1 protein-coding gene is annotated in these 2,294 nt (G+C 56.5%); it reads right to left on the bottom strand.

Translation table 11 applies throughout. The annotated features are described in order from the left end of the window. Positions 1-305: 305 nt before the first annotated feature. On the bottom strand, positions 306-2,000 hold the full coding sequence (locus ACTQ1E_RS08750; protein ID WP_154518687.1) for a phospho-sugar mutase: 1,695 nt from the start codon (positions 1,998-2,000) through the stop codon (positions 306-308). Between the last annotated feature and the right edge of the window lie 294 nt (positions 2,001-2,294).

Raw genomic sequence — 2,294 nt, 5'->3', positions numbered from 1 at the left:
GAAAAACGAATCCAAGTCAGACCATTTCAAATGGTTCGATGTCTGCCCGGATGCGACACACCATGTGTGTCCATCCTCGCAGTATCCGGTTCTCAAGGTGCACGCCTGCGCTGGTTCCCGGTTCGACCGGGCCGCGCGGCAAGGAGATATATTGCCAGACCGGAGGGGCCCGCGGGGCGGGAATCTGGTTGCACACAACTCCTACACAGTTTGGGATTCTCAGCTGTATTTAGCAGTAATAGAGAGGGGACCTCGTTTCCGAGATCCCCTTTTTCGTCTATCTATAGAAATAGGCTTTCAAAGCCTTAGGCCAACAGCTTGCGACCTGACTCCTCAATCGCGTCAAGTGCTGCATCAGCCTCGGCGGCATCCGCGCCCTTAGCGAAGATGTACAGCTTGATCTTGGGCTCGGTGCCGGAAGGACGGACAATACCCTTGTTGCCACCCTCAAGATCGAACTCAATGACATTAGCCTTCGGCAGGCCGTTCACGCACGTGTTGTAATCCACAACGGCCTCGATCTTGGAGCCTGCGAGCTCCGCGGGCGGGTTCTCGCGCAGACCAGCCATGATGCCGGCCATCTTTGCCGCACCCTCAGCGCCCGGATAGCTCAGCGAAATCGTCTTGTTGTGATAGTAGCCATACTTCTCGTACAGCTCGTGCATCGCATCGGCAAGGTTCTTGCCCTGGAGCTTGTAATACTGCGCCATCTGGCAAATCAGAAGCGAAGTGCTCACGGCGTCCTTGTCGCGCACGTGGTCGCCGGCCAGATAACCGTAGCTCTCCTCGAAACCGAAGATAAAGCGATCGACTTCACCAGCATCGGAAAGCGAGGTAATGATGTCACCGATGTACTTGAAGCCCGTCAGGCAGCGACGGAGCTCAAAGCCATACTCCTCGGCCAGAGCATCGACCATGGCGGAAGAAACAATGGTAGTAACCGCGACCTTCTTGGTGAGATCCTCGCCGCGGGCGGCACGGGTCTTGCAGATATAGTCGAGCAGCAGAACGCCCATCTCATTGCCGGTCAGCAGCAGATAGTCATCACCATTCTTAACAGCAACGCCAACACGGTCGGCGTCAGGATCGGTTGCAAGCAGCAGATCGGGGTGAACCTGCTCGCACAGGTCGATTCCCTTCTGCATGGCCTGACGGATCTCGGGGTTAGGATACGGGCAGGTCGGGAAATCGCCGTTCGGGTCCTTCTGCTCGGGAACAACCGTGACATCGGTGATGCCGGCGCGCTCGAGCACCGTCGTGACGGGAATGAGGCCAGTGCCGTTGAGCGGAGTGTAGACGAGCTTAAGCGGAGCGCCAGCGATCTCCTCGGCAGAAAGGTTGGTCACGCCGCGCGCGAGAACGGCATCGTAATAACGCTCGAGGCACGAGTCATCGATCCATTTGACCAGACCCTGCTCAAGAGCCTCATCGAAGTCCATGGACTTCACGCCAGTGAACGTATCGGTCTCGGCGATAGCCTTAGAAATTGCATCGGCGGCCTCGCTAGTGATCTGGCAGCCGTCGGGGCCATAGGCCTTATAGCCGTTATAAGGCGCCGGATTATGACTAGCGGTCATGCAAATGCCACCGGAGCACTTAAGGTCGCGGACGGCCCAAGATAGCGTAGGCACCGGGGAAATCTTAGGATACACAAGGGCGGTGACACCATTTGCCGCAAGAATAGCAGCAGTCGTCTTGACGAACAGTTCGCCCTTATTGCGGCTATCGCGAGCAATGGCAACCGTCGGATGCTCAAAAGTCGCATTGAGATAGTCGGCGAAGCCCTGCGTTGCACGGCCGACCGTATAGATATTCATACGGTTGGTGCCAGCACCGATCGTGCCACGCAGGCCGGCGGTGCCGAAGGCAAGATCCTGGAAGAAGGCATCGGTGATGGCATCCTCGTCACCCTGCTCCTTCATCGTGTTGAGCTCGGTCAGCAGCTCATCATCCTTGACATTGGCAATCCAAGTATCAAGCAGCTCGTGAACATCTGCCATGTGCGTCCTTCCTTCATAATCAATAAAACGGCCCGCCTAAAACAGGTCAAGCGCAGTATCACGCTTAAGTAGATAGTAATCCATTGAGTGTGTGAGACTGTCAAGAGAACGGTGAACGTCTGAATAAGACGGCAGATGATATCGTTGTAAAAATTGTCATTTAGTTAAATTGTCTGAGAAACGAAAAAGGGGGAGGCCGCGAGGCCTCCCCCTTCTCAGTCCAAGCGCACGGCTCGGTGCCGTCCACCGGTCAGCGGCGCCCTGGCCTCCCACGGGCTGGCCCCGCAGTACTCT

The sequence above is a fragment of the Collinsella sp. LCP21S3_C7 genome (assembly GCF_052118485.1).
GTDB lineage: Bacteria > Actinomycetota > Coriobacteriia > Coriobacteriales > Coriobacteriaceae > Collinsella.
This window is presented reverse-complemented; position numbering and strand designations above follow the sequence as displayed.

Coding starts and splice junctions, on each gene's coding strand:
- ACTQ1E_RS08750 (WP_154518687.1), bottom strand. CDS start 2,000: ATGGCAGATGTTCACGAGCTGCTTGATACTTGGATTGCCAATGTCAAG.